This is a genomic window from Pseudomonas sp. NFX1 (assembly GCF_051123555.1).
Lineage (GTDB): Bacteria > Pseudomonadota > Gammaproteobacteria > Pseudomonadales > Pseudomonadaceae > Aquipseudomonas > Aquipseudomonas capeferrum.
Genome location: NZ_CP169366.1, coordinates 4971066 through 4987792 on the forward strand (window position 1 = coordinate 4971066; position 16727 = coordinate 4987792).

Here is a 16727-nt window from a genome sequence, read left to right on the forward strand (position 1 = left end):
GGCGGGCCAGGAGGTGCTAGGATACTGATCCGGTTGCCTGGCGACCATGCCTGTCGCCGTTCTGGCCCGCAGGACACTAAGACAAAACGTTGCGCATGAACCAGCCGGCTTCAAGATAGTCTGTTCTGCGTATAGAGAATTCCCGATGCGCCATTGCTGGCGCATCGCTACCCTGAGATAGCCGTCCTCCATGTTTGGTTCCAACGACGACAAAAAAGCGCCGGCCGAGTCTGGCGAAAAGAAAGGCCTGTTCAGCTGGTTTCGCAAGAAGCCGCAGCAACCTGTCGCCGAACAGCCGCAAACGCCCGAGCCACAGCCTGCTGAACCGGTAGCGCCGCAGCCTGCCGTCGAGCTGCCTGAAGCGCCGCCGCTCGCGCCTTTGGCCGCACCGGCCCCGGTTGCTCCCGAGGTGCCCCAGCCTGCGCTGCCGCCTGCTGCCTTCGTGGCCCCCGAGCCGGCGCAGGCGCCTGCTGTTACCTCAGCTCCCGAGCCTTTGCCTGCTGTTGCTCCGGCCCCCGAGCCCGAGCAGCCAGCAGTAGGTGCGGGCTTGCCCGCGAATCCGCAAGCCGCCGCCACACCGGTCGAAAGCCCTTCGCCGCTGGTGCAAGCCCCTGAAGCCCCGGTAGTTCGCGCCGCAGAACCGCCTGTCAGCAACCTGGTGCTGCCGGTCGCCGAAGAGCCCGTGGCCCTGGTGCCGGACCTGGAGCCTATCGCCCCGCCAGCGATCCCTGAGCGCCCGGTAGCCGCAGCGCCTGAGCCGGCGCCCGTGGTTGTCGAGCCAGCAGCGGTCGCGGCGCCTGCCCCGGTCGAAGCTGAACCGGTTGCCGTACCGGCCGCCACCGAACAGTCCAAACCCGGCTTCTTCGCCCGCCTCAAGCAAGGCCTGTCCAAGACCAGTGCCAGCATCGGCGAAGGCATGGCCAGCCTGTTCATGGGCAAGAAGGTTATCGATGATGACCTGCTCGACGAGATCGAAACCCGCCTGCTGACCGCCGACGTCGGCGTTGAAGCGACCTCGGCCATTGTCCAGAACCTGACCCAGAAGGTTGCCCGCAAGCAACTGGCCGATGCCGATGCATTGTACAAGTCGCTGCAGGAAGAACTGGCCGCGTTGCTGCGCCCGGTCGAGCAGCCGCTGAAGATCCAGGCGCAGAACAAGCCCTATGTGATCCTGGTGGTCGGCGTGAACGGCGCTGGCAAGACCACCACCATCGGCAAAATGGCCAAAAAGCTGCAGCTGGAGGGCAAGAAGGTCATGCTGGCCGCGGGCGACACCTTCCGCGCTGCGGCCGTCGAGCAGTTGCAGGTCTGGGGCGAGCGTAACCAGATCCCGGTGATCGCCCAGCACACCGGTGCCGACTCCGCTTCGGTGATTTTCGATGCCGTGCAGGCCGCCAAGGCCCGTGGCGTCGATGTGCTGATCGCTGACACGGCCGGCCGTCTGCACACCAAGGACAACCTGATGGAAGAGCTGAAGAAGGTTCGCCGGGTCATCGGCAAGCTCGACGCCGAGGCGCCTCACGAGGTGCTGCTGGTGCTCGACGCCGGTACAGGCCAGAACGCCATCAGCCAGGCCAAGTACTTCAACCAGAGTGTCGAGCTGACTGGCCTGGCGCTGACCAAGCTGGACGGCACCGCCAAGGGCGGGGTGATCTTCGCCCTGGCCAAGCAGTTCAACATCCCGATCCGTTTCATCGGTGTCGGCGAAGGTATCGACGACCTGCGCACCTTTGAAGCCGAGCCGTTCGTCAAGGCGCTGTTCGCCGAGCGAGAGCATCCATGATCCGATTCGAACAGGTCGCCAAGCGCTATCCCAATGGCCATGTAGGCTTGCATGAGCTGAGTTTCCGGGCGCGCCGGGGCGAATTCCTGTTCGTCACCGGGCACTCGGGTGCCGGTAAGAGCACCTTGCTGCGTTTGCTGCTGGCCATGGAACGCCCGACCAGCGGCAAGCTGCTGCTGGCAGGGCAGGACCTGGGCCAGATCAGCAATGCGCAGATCCCCTTCCTGCGTCGGCAGATCGGTGTGGTGTTCCAGAACCACCAGTTGCTGTTCGATCGCACGGTGTTCAACAACATCGCCTTGCCGCTGCAGATCCTCGGTTTGTCCAAGGCCGAGATCACCAAACGCGTGGATTCGGCGTTGGAGCGTGTGTCGCTGGCCGACAAGGGCGAGCTGTTCCCGGCGGACCTGTCCACGGGGCAGCAGCAGCGGGTCGGTATTGCGCGGGCCATCGTCCATCAGCCAGCCCTGTTGCTGGCCGACGAACCCACCGGCAACCTTGACCCGCGCCTGGCCGCGGAGATCATGGGCGTGTTCGAGGACATCAACCGCCTGGGCACCACGGTATTGATCGCCAGCCACGACCTGGCACTGATTGCGCGCATGCGCCACCGCATGCTGACGCTGCAGCGCGGCCGTCTGATCGGCGATGGGGAGGCTGGGCAATGAGCACTACACGTACGCCGAAGGTTTCCGAGCGGGTTGCACCGAAACCCGCCGACCCGCAGCCGGGAAAGAAAAAACGCGACGACGATGACGGCCCGGACTTTCGCACGTTGCTGCATGCCTGGCTGGAGAGCCACCGGGCAAGCATGGCCGACAGCTTGCGTCGCCTCGGCAAGCAGCCGATCGGCAGCTTCTTCACCTGCCTGGTCATGGCCGTGGCCTTGAGCATGCCCATGGGCCTGTCGTTGCTGCTGAAGAACGTCGAGAAGCTCGGCGGGTCCTGGCAGCGTGCCGCGCAGATTTCGCTGTACCTGAAGCTTGACGCTGGCAGCAAGGAAGGCGAGGCCCTGCGTGACGAGATCAAGCGCATGCCCGGGGTGGCCGATGCGTTGTATGTCAGCCGCGACCAGGCGCTGGAAGAGTTCCAGCAACAGTCCGGGCTGGGCGAGGCCTTGCGCGAACTCCCTGAAAACCCGCTGCCTGGCGTGGTGGTGGTGACCCCGAGCGAGGTCGACAAGCCCGCGCTGGAGGCGTTGCGTCAGCGCCTGTCGGAGCTGCCCAAGGTCGAAGTGGCACAGCTGGACCTGGTATGGGTCGAACGCCTGGCGGCGATCCTCAAGCTCGGTGACCGCTTTGTATTCGGGTTGGCGGTCATGCTGATTTCTGCGCTGCTGTTAGTAATCGGTAACACAATTCGTCTACATATCGAGAACCGCCGCACCGAGATCGAAGTCATCAAGCTGGTAGGCGGCACTGACAGCTACGTGCGCCGGCCTTTCCTGTACATGGGTGCCTTGTACGGCCTGGGTGCGGGTTTCTTGGCCTGGGGTATCCTGGCGTTCGGCCTCAACTGGCTGAACCAGGCGGTTGTCGGGCTGTCCGGCTTGTACGGCAGTGACTTCGCCCTGGGTGGCGTGCCGGCGTCCGATGGTCTGTCGCTCTTGATCGGAGCGGTGCTGTTAGGGTATATCGGTGCATGGATCGCGGTCGCTCGCCACTTGAACGAGCTGGCGCCTCGATAGTTTTTCCCGTGCCAGCATTGACTTTATTACCGTTTTGGGAACTTGTTTACCGGTTTCCGGTCAATGTTGGCAGTGCCCACAAGGCGCGAGTCTAGTAAGTCGGAGGTTCTTGAATGACCACATCGTTGCAACCTGCCTATGCCTTGGTACCCGGTGCAAACCTGGAAGCCTATGTGCACACGGTCAACAGCATCCCGCTGCTGACGGTCGAGCAGGAGCGTGATCTGGCCGAGCGTCTCTATTATGAGCAGGATCTTGAGGCCGCTCGGCAAATGGTGATGGCCCACCTGCGTTTCGTCGTACATATCGCCCGTAGCTATGCAGGCTATGGCCTGGCCCAGGCCGATCTGATTCAGGAAGGCAACGTCGGCCTGATGAAGGCCGTCAAGCGCTTCAACCCTGAGATGGGTGTGCGCCTGGTATCCTTTGCCGTGCACTGGATCAAGGCAGAAATCCACGAATTCATCCTGCGTAACTGGCGCATCGTCAAGGTGGCTACCACCAAGGCCCAGCGCAAACTGTTCTTCAACCTGCGCAGCCAGAAGAAGCGTCTGGCCTGGCTGAACAACGACGAAGTTCATCGCGTGGCCGAAAGCCTTGGCGTTGAACCGCGTGAAGTGCGTGAGATGGAAAGCCGGCTGAGTGGTCAGGACATGGCCTTTGACCCGGCGGCGGAAGCCGACGACGACAGCGCTTTCCAGTCGCCAGCGCATTACCTGGAAGACCACCGCTACGATCCGGCGGTACAGCTGGAGGATGCCGACTGGAGTGACAACTCCACCAGCAACCTGCACGAAGCGTTGCAAGGCCTGGACGAGCGTAGCCGTGACATCCTCTACCAGCGCTGGTTGGCTGAAGAAAAGGCGACCTTGCACGAGCTGGCGGACAAATACAGCGTTTCGGCCGAGCGTATTCGGCAGTTGGAAAAGAACGCAATGAACAAGGTCAAGGCGTTGATCGCGGTCTGATTCGCGCCTTGCTGAATGAAAAGCCGTGCCCTGTGAGGGGCGCGGCTTTTTTATGGGCTTCTGGGGTTGCACTGCAGCCCCGGATAATCAGAGTTTGCGCGAGGTATCCAGCTGCATCAGGTAGCTAGGCCCGCCCAGCTGGCTCATCTGCCGCCGGATCCAACCCGCCCGATTGGCCACATAGGCGCTGGGCCGGCTGGCGCTCCACTTGATCGGGCTGGGCAGCACGGCAGCCAATTGCGCGGCCTGCTGGCGGCTCAGGCGGCTGGCATCGACACCGAAGTGGTAGCGCGCGGCAGCCTGGGCGCCAAACACCCCCTTGCCCCATTCGGCGCTGTTGAGGTAGACCTCAAGGATCCGCTCTTTCGACCAGAACAGCTCGATCAGCGCGGTAAACCAAGCCTCCAGGCCCTTGCGGAACCAGCTGCGGCCCGACCACAGGAACAGGTTCTTCGCCACCTGCTGGGTCAAGGTACTGGCCCCACGAATGTTGCCGCCACGCTCGTTATAAGCCAGCGCTGCCTGAATGGCCGGGATGTCAAAGCCCCAATGGCTGGCGAACTTCTGGTCTTCACCGGCAATGACCGCAACCTTCAGGTCATCGGCGATGTTCTCCCACGGCTGCCAGTCGCGCTGCAGGTCGATCGGCTCGCCACTCACCCAGGACTGCACCTTGCGCTCAGCCATCAACGCCGTGCCGGGTGGCGGTACCCAGCGAAACACCAGCACCAGCACGATACTGCCGGCAGCGAACCAGAGCAGGGCGCGGGTAAGGCGGCGGATAAGGGATGGCAGCATGTCGATGGCTTGGCCAGGCGGGTGGAAGGGGCCATTATACAGACCCGATACAAGGAGTCCTCCCATGCTTCGCAGCTTCCTGATGCTTGCCGCCTTTTTTGGCTTTACCGGTGTGGCCTTGGGCGCATTTGCCGCGCACGGGCTGAAAAACCGCCTCACGACAGATTACCTGGCCATCTTTCATACCGGGGTTACCTACCAACTGGTGCATGCCCTGGCGATCTTCGGTGTTGCCGTGCTTGCGGCGCACCTGCCGGGGCGCCTGGTCGGTTGGGCCGGCGGTCTGTTCGCGCTGGGTATCGTACTGTTCTCCGGTAGCCTGTACCTGCTGACCCTGACGGGTGTGAGCAAGCTCGGCATCATCACGCCCATTGGCGGGCTGTGCTTCCTGGCGGGTTGGCTGTGCCTGGGCCTGGCAGCCTGGCGGCTGGGCTGACCGAGCAGTCCACAATCGCGACTAATGGCGTGCACCGCCCTTGGGTTCAAGGGTTGTTCAGCGCTAGAATGCGGGCCCCAAAGAACAACGGTGGCCGTGCGCATGCGCATTCAACTGAACGGTGAACCTTACGAACTGCCCGCTGGCGAAAGCGTCGCGGCCCTGCTGACCCGCTTGGAACTCACCGGGCGCCGGGTAGCCGTGGAACTGAACCTGGACATCGTGCCGCGTAGCCTGCATGACAGCACGCAACTGAACGACGGCGACCAGGTCGAAGTGGTCCATGCCATCGGCGGCGGCTGATTACAGCTCGGCGGTTCACATGCAAGCCCAGTAACCTTTTCCCGAGGAACAACGATGAGCAACGTTCGTAGCGACAAGCCCTTTACCCTGGCCGGGCGCACTTTCCAGTCGCGCCTGCTGGTCGGCACCGGCAAATACCGTGACATGGAAGAAACCCGCCTGGCCATCGAGGCCTCGGGTGCCGAGATCGTCACCGTCGCTGTGCGTCGTACCAACATCGGCCAGAACCCGGGCGAGCCGAACCTGCTCGACGTACTGCCGCCAGACCGTTACACCATCCTGCCGAACACCGCTGGCTGCTACGACGCGGTCGAAGCCGTGCGCACCTGCCGCCTGGCCCGTGAACTGCTCGATGGCCACAACCTGGTCAAGCTGGAAGTCCTGGCCGACCAGAAGACGTTGTTCCCCAACGTGATCGAGACCCTCAAGGCCGCTGAAGTACTGGTCAAGGACGGTTTCGACGTGATGGTCTACACCAGCGACGACCCGATCATCGCCCGTCAGCTGGCCGAAGTCGGCTGCATTGCGGTCATGCCGCTGGCAGGCCTGATCGGTACCGGCCTGGGCATCTGCAACCCCTACAACCTGCAGATCATCCTGGAAGAATCCAAGGTGCCGGTGCTGGTCGATGCCGGCGTGGGTACCGCCTCCGATGCCACCATCGCCATGGAAATGGGCTGCGAGGCGGTGCTGATGAACTCGGCCATCGCCCACGCCCAGCAACCGGTGCTGATGGCTGAAGCCATGAAGCACGCCATCGTGGCAGGTCGCATGGCCTACCTGGCCGGCCGCATGCCGAAGAAACTCTATGCCAGCGCCTCTTCGCCGCTGGATGGTCTGATCAAGTAAGAGCTCCTGATGACTGAATCGCAAGAAACGCCGATCACCGCCGAAGGCGAAGAGCGCCCACACCGCCGTATCAAGAGTTTCGTGATGCGCGCCGGGCGCATGACCGAAGGCCAGCAACGCGGCCTGGACCAGGGTGGCCCACAGTTCATCCTGCCCCTGGCTGAAAGCCCGGTGGACTACGACCAGGTGTTCGGCCGCGCTGCGCCGCGCACCCTGGAGATCGGTTTCGGCATGGGCCACTCCCTGCTGGAGATGGCGGCCGCCGCCCCTGAACTGGACTTCATCGGTGTCGAAGTACACCGTCCGGGTGTTGGCGCGCTGCTCAATGGCGTGTTGACCCAGGGCCTGAAGAACCTGCGGGTGTACGATTGCGATGCCATCGAAGTGCTGAACCGCTGCGTGGCCGACAACAGCCTCGACCGGCTGATGCTGTTTTTCCCGGACCCTTGGCACAAGGCGCGCCATCACAAACGCCGCATCGTCCAGCTGGAGTTCGCCGAGCTGGTACGGCGCAAGCTCAAGCCCGGTGGCGTGTTCCACATGGCGACCGACTGGGAGCCGTATGCCGAGTACATGCTGGAAGTGATGAGCGCTGCGCCGGGTTACCGTAACCAGGCGGCGGATGGCGCCTATGTGCCGCGTCCGCAAGAGCGGCCGATCACCAAGTTCGAGCGCCGTGGTGAGCGCTTGGGGCATGGGGTTTGGGATTTGAAGTTCGAGAAGGTGGATTGATCGGCTGATTCAGCCGGTCGAACCGCAGCGCTTGCAGAAATGCAGGCGAAAAAACCGCCTTGAGAGAGGCGGTTTTTTTATGCGAGCGTCAGGACGGAGTCCCTGCTTGCACAGAGTAGGTGCAGTTCTGCAGACGTAGATCAACCCCGCCGATCAGCCACCACGCCAATCAACACCAGCACCACCAGCAGCACCGGTGCCAGCGCATAGTTATTGAACTGGCTCAGCCCCTTCACTACCCATGGCGTGGCATAGATCAGCGCCGCACCGCTACCGATCATCACCAGCAAGGCCATCACTGGCACGCGCAGCGCGCCCGCCAAGCTGCCGATGCGTTGCTCGGCCCAGGCTTTGATATCGGTGCCGAACAGCACCAGCAGGCAGCCTACCAAGGCCAGCGAAATCTCCGACAGGTTGCTGCGGCTCCAGCGGGAAACCGTCGCGAGCAGATCAAGTACCAGATCCATGGGTCATCCTTAGGTCAAGAAATACTGCAGCAGGTCATTGAGGAACAACTGGCCGCGTGGCGTGGCCACCAGTCGATCCGGTTCGACCTGCAAAAGGCCCTTTTGTTCGGCGGCACGCCGTGCCTCGACCAGTTGTGCCAGCGGCAGGCCAGTGCGCTGGGTAAACAGTTCGGCTTCCACGCCATCGGTCAGGCGCAAGGCATTCATCAGGAATTCGAAGGGCAGCTCGTCGGCCGGCAGCAGCTTTTCGCCGGCCTTGAACGGCTTGGCCAGGTTCAGGTAGTCCTTGGGCAGGCGGGTTTTCCAGGTGCGCAGGATGCGCCCGTCGGCGAAGGTCAGCTTGCCGTGGGCGCCGGCACCGATACCGATGAAATCACCAAAGCGCCAGTAGTTGAGGTTGTGCTTGGCTGCACGGCCCGGCTGGGCGTAGGCGGAAACCTCGTACTGGCGGTAGCCGTGCTCGGCCATCAGCGCCTGCCCCGCCTCCTGGATGTCCCAGAGGATGTCGTCTTCGGGCAGCTCGGGGGGCTGGTTCCAGAACACCGTGTTGGGCTCCACAGTCAGCTGGTACCAGGACAAGTGGGTTGGCCCCAGCTCGATGGCTTGGCGCAGGTCACCCAGGGCATCGTCCAGCGACTGGTCGGGCAGGCCGTGCATCAAGTCCATGTTGAAGTTGTCGAACCCTGCGGCGCGGGCCATGCCCGCAGCGCGGATCGCTTCGTCGCCATTGTGGATGCGCCCGAGCGCCTCGAGCTTGGCGGGCTGGAAGCTCTGCACGCCGATGGACAGGCGGTTGATGCCGGTTTGCCGGTACGCCTTGAATTTTTCCTGCTCGAACGTGCCTGGGTTGGCCTCCAGGGTGATTTCGATGTCTGGTGCGAACGGGATGCGCTGCTCAACACCGCGCAGCAGGCGGCCGAGGGCATTGGCGCTGAACAGGCTCGGCGTGCCGCCACCGAAGAAGATCGAGCTGATCGGGCGCCCCTGCACGGCCACAAGCTCTTGATCGAGGTCGGTCAGCAGGGCGTCGACGTAGGCCTCTTCAGGCAGCTCGGGGCCTGCCGCGTGGGAGTTGAAGTCGCAATAAGGGCACTTGCGCACGCACCACGGGATGTGGATGTACAACGCCAAGGGCGGCAGCACGGCGAAACCTGCCGCCCCCGTCGGGAACGGCTGGGTGGACAACGTTTCGATCATGCCAGGCCCAGGCGTTGACGCAGCAGGGCCATGGCGCGGGCGCGGTGGCTGAGCTGGTTCTTGTCGACCGGGGCGAGGTCCGCGCTCGAGCAGTTGCGCTCCGGTACCCAGAACAGCGGGTCGTAGCCAAAGCCGTACTCGCCGCTGGCTTCGAACATGATGCGCCCGTGCCACAGGCCTTCGCACAGGATCGGCAGCGGGTCGTCGGCGTGACGCACCAGCGCCAGCACGCAGACGAACTGCGCACCACGCTCAGCCTCAGGCACCTCCTTCAAGGCCTCCAGCAGCTTGGCATTGTTCGCCGCATCACCCTTGCCATCGGCATAGCGCGCGGAGTAGATGCCCGGCGCGCCGCCCAGGTAATCGACTGCCAGCCCCGAGTCGTCGGCCAGTGCCGGCAGGCCAGAGATGCGCGCGGCATTGCGCGCCTTGAGAATGGCGTTCTCGACGAACGACAGACCGGTTTCCTCTGGCTCGACCTGGCTGAATTCGCCGATCGAGCGCAGCTGTACGGAGGCTCCGAGCATGGCCTGGAGTTCCTTGAGTTTGCCGGCATTGTGGCTGGCCAATACGAGTTGCTGGAAATTCATCATTCGCCTGGGAACACTTCCTGGTTGAAGCTGAGAGAGTTACTGATGCCGCCGGTTTCGACATTGAGGTCGAAGGTCACGGTTTCGGGCTGTTCGATCTTGAACTGGGCGATGTAGTACACCGCACCCTGTTCGTTGATCTGCTTGAAGGACAGCGGGCTGCTGCGCCCGGTCAGGTCCTTCACCGTGCCGCTGACGACCGCCATGGCCGGCTTGCTGGCCTTGAGCACGGCAATGTTGAGCACGCCCTGGTTCTTGCTGCGCACCAGGCCCGTGGCCGCAGCCACCTCTGGTGTCAGCATGCTCGAGGTGAACGCGCTGTAGTGTACCGTTACGTCGCCAAACACTTCCTTGCGCTCGGGACGGGCGGCATCGGCAGCCAGTGCGGGCAGGGCCAGGCACAGGCTGATCAGGAACAGGGTCAGGCGACGCATGGTGCGATTCCTCCAGTGGGCGTCAAACCGCGAGCTGGTGCTCCTGCAGGCCTGGGCTACTGACGCGATAGATGCCGATCTCACCTAGAAGATTAGGCCATAGCCGGCCGCCCCACCCATTACGGTGCAAGTGGTCGACGGCCAGGCGGTCGAGGACCTTGGCATGGCGCTCGTGGCACAGCTCTTCAAAGTCGGCGAAGGTGCAGAAGTGGATGTTCGGCGTGTTGTACCAGGTGTACGGCATGAAGTCCGAAACCGGCATGCGGCCTTTGGTCGCCAGGTACCAGCGGCAGCGCCAGTGGCCGAAGTTGGGGAAGGTGATGATGCATTGACGGCCCACGCGCAGCATCTCGTCGAGGATGCGGTCGGGGTACTCCACGGCCTGCAGGGCCTGGGTCATGATCACCACGTCGAAGCTGTTGCTGGCGAAGTTGCCCAGGCCCTGGTCCAGGTCCTGCTCGATGACGTTGACGCCCTTGGCCACGCACGCGGCGATGTTGTCGGGGTCGATCTCCAAGCCGTAACCGGTGACCTGCTTGCGGTCACGCAGCGAGGCCAGCAGTTCGCCACTGCCGCAGCCCAGGTCAAGTACCCGGCTGCCGGCGGGAATCCAGTCGTGGATGATTTCCAGATCGGCTCTCATGCTGTCCTCAGATGGCGATGCGGTTCATGTAGTTCGAGAAACCCTGCATGTAGCGAGGTGTGGGGATCAGGAAGGCATCGTGCCCGTAGGGCGAGTCGATCTCCAGATAACAGACGTTCTTGCGTGCGGCCATCAGTGCGTCGACGATCTCGCGGGAACGGGCCGGCGAGAAGCGCCAGTCGGTAGTGAACGACATGATGCAGTAGTCTGCCGTGACGCCGGCCAGGGTGGCGGCAAGGTCGCCCCCGTGGGCCGCAGCGGGGTCGAAGTAATCCAGCGCCTTGGTCATCAGCAGGTAGGTATTGGCGTCGAAACGGCCGGAAAACTCCTCGCCCTGATAGCGCAGGTAGCTTTCGACCTGGAACTCGACGCTGTGGAAGTCGTAGTTGAGCTTGTCGCTCTTGAGCTCACGGCCGAATTTCTCACCCATCGAATCATCGGACAGGTAGGTGATATGGCCCACCATGCGCGCCAGCATCAACCCGCGCTTGGGGATCACGCCCTGGTCCTGGAACGAACCGCCGTGGAATTCCGGGTCGGTGAGGATGGCCTGGCGGGCCACTTCGTTGAAGGCGATGTTCTGCGCTGACAACTTGGGCGCCGAGGCGATATCGACGCAGTGCCGCACCCGGTCGGGGTAGGTGATGGTCCATTGCAGCGCCTGCATGCCGCCGAGGCTTCCGCCCACGATCGCGGCCCACTGGCCAATGCCCAGGCGGTCGGCCAGGCGTACCTGGCTGTGCACCCAGTCTTCCACGGTCAGCACCGGGAAGTCGGCACCATAGGGCTTCCCGGTGGCCGGGTTGAGGCTGCTGGGGCCAGTGCTGCCATTGCAGCCGCCGAGGTTGTTCAGGCTGACCACGAAGAAACGGTTGGTGTCGATCGGCTTGCCGGGGCCGATGCAGCTGTCCCACCAACCTGGCTTGCGGTCGGTTTCGGCATGGTAGCCCGCGGCATGGTGGTGGCCGGACAAGGCATGGCAGATCAGCACGGCATTGCTCGCGCTGGCGTTCAGGGTGCCATAGGTCTCATAGACCAGCTCGTAGCTGGCCAGGGAGCGGCCACAGGCCAGTGCCAGCGGCTCTTCGAACCGGGCTGTTTGCGGTGTAACCAGACCGACGGAATCTTCGGGAAGGACAGTGGACATCGACCCTGCTCACGCTTGACGGAGGCGTAAGTCTAAAGAGCGCTACCCCCTGCGGCAAGCAATGGCTTGCCGCAGGGGGCGCCGATGGCCAAGGAGGGTGTCAGATCATCCGCCACAGCTCTTGCGGCATGCCTGCGTAGGCGGCAAGCGGAGGCATCACGAACGACTGAATGACCTGAATGGCCAGGAAGGCGAAGATCGGCGAGATGTCCATGCCGCCCAGGTTTGGCACCAGGCGACGGAACGGAGCCAGTACCGGTTCGCTGATCTGGTACGCAAGCTCAGCAGCCGGGTTGTGGCTGTTGGGTGCGACCCACGAGACGATCACCATGACGATCATCGCGACCCAGAAGATCTTCAGGAACAGCGAGGTGATGCCGATGATGGCCCACATCAACAGGTGCAGCACATCACCGAAGGTGCCATAGGTGACCATCAGCACGAAGGCCATCAGCAGCGCCTGAATGATCACCGCCAGCAGCAGGGACGAGGTGTCCAGGCCGCCGATGCTGGGGATGACGCGGCGGATCGGCTTGAGCAGCGGCTGGGTGGCGCGCACCGTGAACTGGCACAGCGGGTTGTAGAAGTTGGCCTTGACCAGTTGCAGCACAAAGCGCAACAGGACGATCACCAGGTACAGGCTGACCAGGGTTTGCACCACGAAAATCGCGGCGCCTGACAGTGCATTCATCTAGAGCTCCTTATTTGCCCAGTTGTTCGGCCAGCTCGGCGGACCGCGTCGCTGCGGCCTGCAGCGCCTGCTCGACGATGGCTTCGAAGCCGCTGGCCTGGAACGACTTGATCGCGGCTTCGGTGGTGCCGGCTGGCGAGGTGACGCGGCGGCGCAGTTCGGCAGCATCGACATCGCTGGCAACGGCCATGCGCGCAGCGCCCAAAGCGGTCTGCAGGGTCAGTTGGGAGGCGGTTTCGCGGGGCAGGCCGAGTTTTTCGCCGGCGGCGGTCATGGCCTCGATCAACAGGAAGAAGTACGCCGGGCCGCTGCCGGAAACGGCGGTTACAGCGTCCAGTTGCAGCTCTTGATCAAGCCACAGGGCGGTGCCCACGGCAGACAGCAGTTGCTCGGCCTGCTGGCGTTGTGCCGTGCTGACTTGCTCGGTGGCATACAGGCCGCTGACGCCTTGGCGCAGCAACGCTGGCGTATTGGGCATGCAGCGCACCACTGGGCGTGGGCCAACCCAGCTTTGCAGGCTGGCGCAGGTAATGCCGGCGGCGATGGAAACGATCAGTTGGCCTTCCTGCAGGTGGGCTTGCAGGGCCTGGCAGACGTCCTTCATGACCTGCGGCTTGACCGCCAGTACGATCACGTCGGCACCGGCGATTGCCTGGGCGTTGTCTTCGAAGGTTTCGATGCCGTGCTCGGCCTGGATGCGGGTGCGGGTCTCGGCGCCCGGGTCGCTGGCGCGGATCTGCGAAGCCTCCAGGCCCTGGGCACGCAGGCCGCCGATCAGGCTGGCGGCCATGTTGCCGGCGCCGATAAAGGCAATACGTGTCTTGCTCATGTCAGGTCCTTGTGGGAAAGAGTGAGTAAAGCATGGAATCAGACGGGCCCGTAATCGCGGGCGCCGAACAGGGCGGTGCCGATACGTACCCAGGTCGCTCCCTGGGCGATCGCCGCCTCCAGGTCGTGGCTCATGCCCATGGACAAGGTGTCCAGGCCAAGGCCCAGGCCCTGCTGCAGCTCGCGCAGGGTGGCGAACGCGGCCTCCTGCACGGCACGCTCATCGCTAGGTTCAGGAATCGCCATCAGCCCACGCAGGCGCAGATTGGGCAGGCTGGCGACCGCCTTGGCCAATGCCGGAAGGTCGGCAGGGGCGCAGCCGGACTTGCTGTCTTCGCCACTGACATTCACCTGCAGGCAGATGTTCAGCGGCCCCAGTGCGGCAGGGCGCTGCTCCGAGAGGCGTTGGGCGATCTTCAGGCGGTCCACGGAATGCACCCAGTCGAAATGCTCGGCAATGGCTTTGGTCTTGTTCGATTGAATGGGGCCGATGAAGTGCCAGATCAAGGGCAGGTCGACCAAGGCCTGCTGCTTGGTCAGCGCTTCCTGCAGGTAGTTCTCGCCGACATTGCGCACGCCTGCGGCGTGGATTTCACGGATAGCGCTGGCGGGCTTGGTCTTGCTCACCGCCAGCAACTGGATGCTGGCCGGGTCCCGCCCGGCGGCCTGTGCGGCGCTGGCGATGCGGGCGGCGAGGGCGGATAGGTTGTCTGCTATGGTGGACATGGATCGATGCCGGCGGCGATAGGGTCTGCGGCATTCTACCTGCTTGATCGCCTTTGGGGAGTCTCATGGATGTGACCGACCTGTTGGCCCGCGCCGTGGAAGCGGGGGCTTCGGACCTGCACCTGGCTGCGGGCCAGGTACCGATGCTGCGCCTTGATGGCGAGCTGCAACGCATGGACGCGCCGCCATTGCTGTCGGCGGCCCTGAGCGATGCGATGACACCCTTGCTGGCGGATGAGCAGTGCCAGCAATGGGCACAGGGTGATGAGCTGGACGTCGCGTTGCAACTGCCAGCGCTGGGCCGCTTTCGCCTGAACCTGTTTCGCCAGTTGAACGGCCTGGCGGCAACCTTTCGCGTGATCCCGAAACGCATAGCGACGCTCGATGAACTCGACCTGGGCGAAGTGTTTCTAGCTGTTGCGCAGTGTACCGATGGCCTGGTTCTGGTGGGTGGGCCAACCGGCAGCGGCAAGTCCAGCACCTTGGCGGCGCTGCTCGATCAACTCAACCGCGAACGGCCTGTGCATATCATCACGCTGGAAGACCCTATCGAAGTTATCCACAGCAGCCAGCGCAGCCTGGTCAATCAGCGCGAAATTGGCCGCCATTGTGGCGGGTTCGCTCAGGGGCTGCGCAGTGCGCTGCGTCAGGACCCGGATGTGATCGTGATTGGCGAGCTGCGCGATCTGGAGACCATACGCCTGGCGTTGCGGGCGGCGGAGACGGGGCACCTGGTGCTGGCGACAGTGCACACCCGTTCGGCCATCAATAGCATCGACCGATTGGTCGAGGTCTTTGCTGCCGAGGAAAAGCCACTGGTGCGGGCGATGCTGGCCGAGTCGTTGCGGGTGGTGGTGGCGCAGGTGCTGGTCAAGCGCGTGGGCGGCGGCCGTGTGGCGGCGCGGGAAGTGCTGGTGGCCAACACGGCGGTGCGTAACCTGATCCGTGAGGGGCGGCTGGCGCAGTTGCAATCGGCGATGCAGTCGGGGGGCGCGGCGGGCATGCGGACGATGGAGGCGGCGTTGCGTGAGCTGCACGCTAAAGGATTGACCGAAATCTTGTAGGGGCGGCCTTGTGTCGCGAAAGGGCCGCAGCGCGGCCCCAGGTTTTCAGCTTCGCATCAAAGATCGCCGGGGCCGCGTTGCGGCCCTTTCGCGACGCAAGGCCGCTCCTACACATACACACAAAGCTTGATCAGCGCTTGGCCAACGCCAGTTGCTGCTCTTTCGGCAGCACGCGTTTGGCCACGACATAGTGCTTCTGCCAGTAAGGCTTGCTCAGGTTGTCGATGCTCACCCGCTTGCCGCGGCGCGGGGCATGGATGAAGCGATCGTTGCCCAGGTAGATGGCAACGTGGTTCACCCGGCGGCTCTTGATGTTGAAGAAGATCAGATCACCCGGCTTGAGGTCGCCCTTGGCTACCTTCACGCCGTGGCCCTGGGCCATGGCATTGGAGGTGCGTGGCAGGTCGACGTCGGCCACGTCGTTGAAGGCGTATTTGACCAGCCCGCTGCAGTCGAAGCCCTTCTTCGGGCTGCTGCCGCCCCAGACATAGGGCGTACCGAGCACATTGACCGCGCGGCTGAGCACATCGCTGCTCTGCTTCGGCGACATGGCAGCCACCGGCGCGCTGCGGCTGCTGGCGGCATTGTTCGGGCGCGCGCGCAGCGTGGTGTGCTTGGTCGGCGCGTGTTTCACCGAGGCATTGGTGGTATAGCCGGTGAAACCATTGGGAAGACGTTGCTCACGATTGGTGGCGTGGGCGGCCAGGGGTAATAATAGACAGAGGGTCAGCCATGTCTTGAGTAAAGGCGGCATAGATGAAGCTCTTTATGAATAGTTATGTGTTGGGCGCGCAACTTTATAACAGCTTTTTGATCAATTTTTGATCCGTTGGTCGATTGGCAGGGTGCCATACGTCGGCCAGCAACGAGAAAGTCACATTTTTTCTTAGAAAATTTTCGGATAACCCACGAGGGCTATGAATGAACAGTTATCAACAGAGTGAACCGCTTCACGACACCCACAGCAAGGTCATCGGTTACCTGTTGTGGATTTTTGGCTTCACCGGCTCGCACCGCTTCTACTATGGCAAGCCGATCACCGGCACCCTTTGGTTCTTCACCCTGGGCTTGTTGGGCATCGGTTGGCTGATCGACCTGTTCCTGATTCCCGCGATGGACCGCGAGGCTGACTTGCGCTTCCGTGCCGGCCGAATCGACTACAACATCGCCTGGATTCTGCTGACGTTCCTGGGCATCTTTGGCGTGCATCGCCTGTACCAAGGTAAATGGGTCACCGCGATCATCTACTTCTTTACCGGTGGCCTGTTCCTGGTCGGCGTGCTGTACGACTTCTGGACCCTGAACAGCCAGATCTCCGAAGCCAACAGCGACCGGCGCTGAGGGTAAGAAAAAAGGGTAAGAAAAAGGCCTTGGCGCATCACTG

At 63.1% G+C, this 16727-nt stretch carries 21 protein-coding genes; 10 read left to right on the top strand and 11 right to left on the bottom strand.

What is annotated here, in order from left to right:
• The first annotated feature begins 190 nt into the window (after positions 1 to 190).
• The 4 genes from ftsY (at position 191) to rpoH (ending at position 4438) form a co-directional block, all read left to right on the top strand.
• Positions 191 to 1783, top strand: coding sequence for a signal recognition particle-docking protein FtsY (ftsY, locus tag DJ563_RS22420; protein WP_434518354.1), 1593 nt, complete (start codon positions 191 to 193; stop codon positions 1781 to 1783).
• Positions 1780 to 2451: a cell division ATP-binding protein FtsE gene (ftsE, locus tag DJ563_RS22425; protein WP_027592328.1), complete on the top strand. Its 672-nt coding sequence runs from the start codon at positions 1780 to 1782 to the stop codon at positions 2449 to 2451. Before ftsY ends, ftsE begins: the two co-directional genes overlap by 4 nt.
• Positions 2448 to 3470, top strand: a complete 1023-nt coding sequence (ftsX, locus tag DJ563_RS22430) for a permease-like cell division protein FtsX (protein ID WP_033702032.1) — start codon at positions 2448 to 2450, stop codon at positions 3468 to 3470. The genes ftsE and ftsX overlap by 4 nt, the downstream gene beginning before the upstream one ends.
• 113 nt (positions 3471 to 3583) lie before the next feature.
• Positions 3584 to 4438: an RNA polymerase sigma factor RpoH gene (gene rpoH / locus DJ563_RS22435; RefSeq protein WP_008092958.1), complete on the top strand. Its 855-nt coding sequence runs from the start codon at positions 3584 to 3586 to the stop codon at positions 4436 to 4438.
• Between the two features lie 87 nt (positions 4439 to 4525).
• Here rpoH and mtgA read toward each other — a convergent pair whose 3' ends face one another.
• Positions 4526 to 5236, bottom strand: a complete 711-nt coding sequence (gene mtgA / locus DJ563_RS22440) for a monofunctional biosynthetic peptidoglycan transglycosylase (RefSeq protein ID WP_434518355.1) — start codon at positions 5234 to 5236, stop codon at positions 4526 to 4528.
• A 64-nt stretch (positions 5237 to 5300) separates the two neighbouring features.
• Here mtgA and DJ563_RS22445 point away from each other — a divergent pair, with 64 nt between their 5' ends.
• The 4 genes from DJ563_RS22445 to trmB all read left to right on the top strand — a co-directional run bounded on the left by DJ563_RS22445 (position 5301) and on the right by trmB (position 7556).
• Positions 5301 to 5672 carry a DUF423 domain-containing protein gene (locus tag DJ563_RS22445; protein WP_274097594.1) on the top strand — a complete coding sequence of 124 codons (372 nt, stop codon included), beginning with the start codon at positions 5301 to 5303 and terminating at the stop codon, positions 5670 to 5672.
• 102 nt (positions 5673 to 5774) lie between these two features.
• Positions 5775 to 5975, top strand: coding sequence for a sulfur carrier protein ThiS (thiS, locus tag DJ563_RS22450; protein WP_033702586.1), 201 nt, complete (start codon positions 5775 to 5777; stop codon positions 5973 to 5975).
• A gap of 54 nt (positions 5976 to 6029) precedes the next feature.
• Entirely contained in the window at positions 6030 to 6824 is a 795-nt protein-coding gene (locus DJ563_RS22455) for a thiazole synthase (RefSeq protein WP_015272152.1), read from the top strand.
• A 9-nt stretch (positions 6825 to 6833) separates the two neighbouring features.
• Entirely contained in the window at positions 6834 to 7556 is a 723-nt protein-coding gene (gene trmB / locus DJ563_RS22460) for a tRNA (guanosine(46)-N7)-methyltransferase TrmB (protein ID WP_434518356.1), read from the top strand.
• Between the two features lie 140 nt (positions 7557 to 7696).
• On the opposite strand, the gene DJ563_RS22465 is transcribed toward trmB, so the two are convergent.
• The 9 genes from DJ563_RS22465 to DJ563_RS22505 form a co-directional block, all read right to left on the bottom strand.
• Positions 7697 to 8023, bottom strand: a complete 327-nt coding sequence (locus tag DJ563_RS22465; RefSeq protein WP_033702028.1) for a DUF3392 domain-containing protein — start codon at positions 8021 to 8023, stop codon at positions 7697 to 7699.
• A 9-nt stretch (positions 8024 to 8032) separates the two neighbouring features.
• A complete protein-coding gene (hemW, locus tag DJ563_RS22470) occupies positions 8033 to 9220 on the bottom strand; it encodes a radical SAM family heme chaperone HemW (protein WP_274097595.1) in 1188 nt (395 codons plus the stop codon).
• The gene (gene rdgB, locus DJ563_RS22475; protein ID WP_274097596.1) at positions 9217 to 9813 is read right to left on the bottom strand and encodes an RdgB/HAM1 family non-canonical purine NTP pyrophosphatase; all 597 of its coding nucleotides are present in this window, start codon (positions 9811 to 9813) and stop codon (positions 9217 to 9219) included. Before rdgB ends, hemW begins: the two co-directional genes overlap by 4 nt.
• Positions 9810 to 10244 carry a DUF4426 domain-containing protein gene (locus DJ563_RS22480; protein WP_434518357.1) on the bottom strand — a complete coding sequence of 145 codons (435 nt, stop codon included), beginning with the start codon at positions 10242 to 10244 and terminating at the stop codon, positions 9810 to 9812. Before DJ563_RS22480 ends, rdgB begins: the two co-directional genes overlap by 4 nt.
• Positions 10245 to 10266: 22 nt before the next feature.
• Positions 10267 to 10887, bottom strand: coding sequence for a methionine biosynthesis protein MetW (gene metW, locus DJ563_RS22485; protein WP_033702023.1), 621 nt, complete (start codon positions 10885 to 10887; stop codon positions 10267 to 10269).
• A gap of 7 nt (positions 10888 to 10894) precedes the next feature.
• Complete coding sequence (gene metX, locus DJ563_RS22490; RefSeq protein ID WP_033702022.1) at positions 10895 to 12034, bottom strand: homoserine O-succinyltransferase MetX; 1140 nt, start codon at positions 12032 to 12034, stop codon at positions 10895 to 10897.
• 100 nt (positions 12035 to 12134) lie between these two features.
• Positions 12135 to 12725, bottom strand: a complete 591-nt coding sequence (locus tag DJ563_RS22495) for a YggT family protein (protein ID WP_033702021.1) — start codon at positions 12723 to 12725, stop codon at positions 12135 to 12137.
• Positions 12726 to 12735: 10 nt separating this feature from the next.
• Positions 12736 to 13554 (bottom strand): pyrroline-5-carboxylate reductase, encoded by an 819-nt coding sequence (proC, locus tag DJ563_RS22500; RefSeq protein WP_274097597.1) that lies wholly within the window; start codon positions 13552 to 13554, stop codon positions 12736 to 12738.
• A 38-nt stretch (positions 13555 to 13592) separates the two neighbouring features.
• The gene (locus DJ563_RS22505) at positions 13593 to 14279 is read right to left on the bottom strand and encodes a YggS family pyridoxal phosphate-dependent enzyme (RefSeq protein ID WP_434518358.1); all 687 of its coding nucleotides are present in this window, start codon (positions 14277 to 14279) and stop codon (positions 13593 to 13595) included.
• 65 nt (positions 14280 to 14344) lie between these two features.
• Between DJ563_RS22505 and DJ563_RS22510 the strand changes: the two genes are divergently transcribed.
• On the top strand, positions 14345 to 15343 hold the full coding sequence (locus DJ563_RS22510; protein ID WP_434518359.1) for a type IV pilus twitching motility protein PilT: 999 nt from the start codon (positions 14345 to 14347) through the stop codon (positions 15341 to 15343).
• Positions 15344 to 15473: 130 nt separating this feature from the next.
• Here DJ563_RS22510 and DJ563_RS22515 read toward each other — a convergent pair whose 3' ends face one another.
• Positions 15474 to 16097 (bottom strand): C40 family peptidase, encoded by a 624-nt coding sequence (locus tag DJ563_RS22515; RefSeq protein WP_186652928.1) that lies wholly within the window; start codon positions 16095 to 16097, stop codon positions 15474 to 15476.
• A gap of 167 nt (positions 16098 to 16264) precedes the next feature.
• On the opposite strand from DJ563_RS22515, the gene DJ563_RS22520 reads away from it, so the two are divergent.
• Positions 16265 to 16684, top strand: a complete 420-nt coding sequence (locus DJ563_RS22520) for an NINE protein (RefSeq protein WP_033702015.1) — start codon at positions 16265 to 16267, stop codon at positions 16682 to 16684.
• The last annotated feature ends 43 nt before the right edge of the window (positions 16685 to 16727 follow it).

Bases quoted from the DNA above. Each gene is read 5' to 3' on its own strand.
- ftsY (WP_434518354.1), top strand. From the start codon at position 191: ATGTTTGGTTCCAACGACGACAAAAAAGCGCCGGCCGAGTCTGGCGAA.
- ftsE (WP_027592328.1), top strand. From the start codon at position 1,780: ATGATCCGATTCGAACAGGTCGCCAAGCGCTATCCCAATGGCCATGTA.
- ftsX (WP_033702032.1), top strand. From the start codon at position 2,448: ATGAGCACTACACGTACGCCGAAGGTTTCCGAGCGGGTTGCACCGAAA.
- rpoH (WP_008092958.1), top strand. From the start codon at position 3,584: ATGACCACATCGTTGCAACCTGCCTATGCCTTGGTACCCGGTGCAAAC.
- mtgA (WP_434518355.1), bottom strand. From the start codon at position 5,236: ATGCTGCCATCCCTTATCCGCCGCCTTACCCGCGCCCTGCTCTGGTTC.
- DJ563_RS22445 (WP_274097594.1), top strand. From the start codon at position 5,301: ATGCTTCGCAGCTTCCTGATGCTTGCCGCCTTTTTTGGCTTTACCGGT.
- thiS (WP_033702586.1), top strand. From the start codon at position 5,775: ATGCGCATTCAACTGAACGGTGAACCTTACGAACTGCCCGCTGGCGAA.
- DJ563_RS22455 (WP_015272152.1), top strand. From the start codon at position 6,030: ATGAGCAACGTTCGTAGCGACAAGCCCTTTACCCTGGCCGGGCGCACT.
- trmB (WP_434518356.1), top strand. From the start codon at position 6,834: ATGACTGAATCGCAAGAAACGCCGATCACCGCCGAAGGCGAAGAGCGC.
- DJ563_RS22465 (WP_033702028.1), bottom strand. From the start codon at position 8,023: ATGGATCTGGTACTTGATCTGCTCGCGACGGTTTCCCGCTGGAGCCGC.
- hemW (WP_274097595.1), bottom strand. From the start codon at position 9,220: ATGATCGAAACGTTGTCCACCCAGCCGTTCCCGACGGGGGCGGCAGGT.
- rdgB (WP_274097596.1), bottom strand. From the start codon at position 9,813: ATGATGAATTTCCAGCAACTCGTATTGGCCAGCCACAATGCCGGCAAA.
- DJ563_RS22480 (WP_434518357.1), bottom strand. From the start codon at position 10,244: ATGCGTCGCCTGACCCTGTTCCTGATCAGCCTGTGCCTGGCCCTGCCC.
- metW (WP_033702023.1), bottom strand. From the start codon at position 10,887: ATGAGAGCCGATCTGGAAATCATCCACGACTGGATTCCCGCCGGCAGC.
- metX (WP_033702022.1), bottom strand. From the start codon at position 12,034: ATGTCCACTGTCCTTCCCGAAGATTCCGTCGGTCTGGTTACACCGCAA.
- DJ563_RS22495 (WP_033702021.1), bottom strand. From the start codon at position 12,725: ATGAATGCACTGTCAGGCGCCGCGATTTTCGTGGTGCAAACCCTGGTC.
- proC (WP_274097597.1), bottom strand. From the start codon at position 13,554: ATGAGCAAGACACGTATTGCCTTTATCGGCGCCGGCAACATGGCCGCC.
- DJ563_RS22505 (WP_434518358.1), bottom strand. From the start codon at position 14,279: ATGTCCACCATAGCAGACAACCTATCCGCCCTCGCCGCCCGCATCGCC.
- DJ563_RS22510 (WP_434518359.1), top strand. From the start codon at position 14,345: ATGGATGTGACCGACCTGTTGGCCCGCGCCGTGGAAGCGGGGGCTTCG.
- DJ563_RS22515 (WP_186652928.1), bottom strand. From the start codon at position 16,097: ATGCCGCCTTTACTCAAGACATGGCTGACCCTCTGTCTATTATTACCC.
- DJ563_RS22520 (WP_033702015.1), top strand. From the start codon at position 16,265: ATGAACAGTTATCAACAGAGTGAACCGCTTCACGACACCCACAGCAAG.